1 protein-coding gene and 2 pseudogenes are annotated in these 1,529 nt (G+C 53.0%); all 3 read right to left on the reverse strand.

What is annotated here, in order from left to right; all coding sequences use genetic code 11:
- Window positions 1-33 precede the first annotated feature (33 nt).
- Window positions 34-377, reverse strand: a pseudogene (locus HMPREF2967_RS10185) (SLC13 family permease); the annotation flags it as partial.
- 13 nt (window positions 378-390) lie between these two features.
- Window positions 391-621 (reverse strand): hypothetical protein, encoded by a 231-nt coding sequence (locus HMPREF2967_RS13145; protein WP_158014717.1) that lies wholly within the window; start codon window positions 619-621, stop codon window positions 391-393.
- Between the two features lie 246 nt (window positions 622-867).
- Window positions 868-1,529 (reverse strand): annotated as a pseudogene (locus HMPREF2967_RS13465) (hypothetical protein); the annotation flags it as partial.

Consider the following 1,529-nt stretch of genomic DNA (forward strand, 5'->3'; position numbering starts at 1 on the left):
ACAAAATCAACGCACTCTAAAACCGGAAGGGCCGCCAAAGGATGCGCCGAAGGAAGCGGCCATCGCCGGATAACAGGGTCCACTCCCGCAGCCATGGCGAGTGGAACAACAATCGGCACAGTGACAGCCGCCGCGGTATTACTTGTGGTCTCAGAGATGAGGATGGCCAGCAACACCGCCATGGCAGTGATGACCAAGGCACTAGATACGCCCAACATATTGTTGAGTCCGGAACCGATAGTTTCTGCTAGACCGGAGCTGCCCAGCATAGCGCCGAAGATCATGCCGCAACCAAACAATATGATGGTGCCCCAGTCAATCTTGGCCGCATCTGACCAGTCCAGGGTGTACTGCAGCTTCTTGGATTCAACGGGCAGCGAGCCCATATGACTACTTGTTCAAGCCGGTGAGAATCCAAGCACTACCCGGACTATCCAGACAAAAACTGAGAGCCACTGTCGTTGACTCCATGATTAAAGAAGACGGACTTGATGGAGAACACAGATCAAGAGCCTGTCGAGAGAACTTCACCCATTTCTCGCTGTCGCCCTTTCCTCTAAGAAAGAGGAAGTTTTCATGATCGGAGAAGCCGTGTTCTGGAACAGGGGGATCATCAGCCATAAGTGTTTCTTTGACTGTTTGATACGGAGTGTATGGGCACACGAGCGAAAACTCAGTCCACTCTGGTCCGTAGAGTTCCTCCAGTGTGATGGACTCAGTAACGGGGGTTTCATGTCCCGATCGTCCTACGGACGCGAGATGAGAAGCCAATGGGTCATCAAAACTACAAGAGGAGAGTAATAGGGAAACAATACTAGTGAGCCCTATCTGCGCCATCATGCGTCTCATTAACATAACCCCCTTCTCCTAGGAAAGTGTAGATAGCAGTCCAATTCTAGCCCAGAGGGCGCACTGGTTCAGAGCAGAAGCTTCGTCGCCACTACTTGCGAAAGCAGATCCAAGAAATCGACCTTGGGCATTGTTATACAAGTCCATGTTGGTCTCATCCGCTGGCCCCTGAGCGACAGTTTCGTGGTTAGTAGCAATGCGTTCAGCTGCATCTGCACCGATTCTCATCGTCATCAGGGCATTCCACAAGCAGTGCCGAAAAGCATCGCCCTTTCCATTGCGGAGTGATGTGGCGCCAGGAAACCGGTTCTGCGCTTCCATACTCGCGGTTGTGGCTGCCTGATTGGCGATGCCGCATGATACTACGTCGACCAGCGCGATGCAGGACAGCATTTCAAAGCCCTGGATATATATCCGGTAGGGGTCCGACTGGGCGGTCGCAAAAGGCGCTACCTGAGGATTGATGTCAGTGACCCTGGACGCTTCACCTGGGACAAATAGCGCGTATGAACGGTGCAGGGATCCATTGCGGTCCATAAGCGCAGACGTGGATGTGCAGCACGCAGGTCTGTGTTTTCGGGTCAGTGCTTGTAGGCTGTGTGCGAAAACGACGACGAAGCCCGTCACCGTTGAGTTGTTGCTCAAAGGTGGCGGGCTTGGTGTATTGAGTTGTTTGTTGT

Source organism: Corynebacterium sp. HMSC059E07, assembly GCF_001814395.1.
GTDB classification, from domain to species: Bacteria; Actinomycetota; Actinomycetes; order Mycobacteriales; family Mycobacteriaceae; genus Corynebacterium; species Corynebacterium hesseae.

Bases quoted from the DNA above. Each gene is read 5' to 3' on its own strand.
- HMPREF2967_RS13145 (WP_158014717.1), bottom strand. From the start codon at position 621: ATGGCTGATGATCCCCCTGTTCCAGAACACGGCTTCTCCGATCATGAA.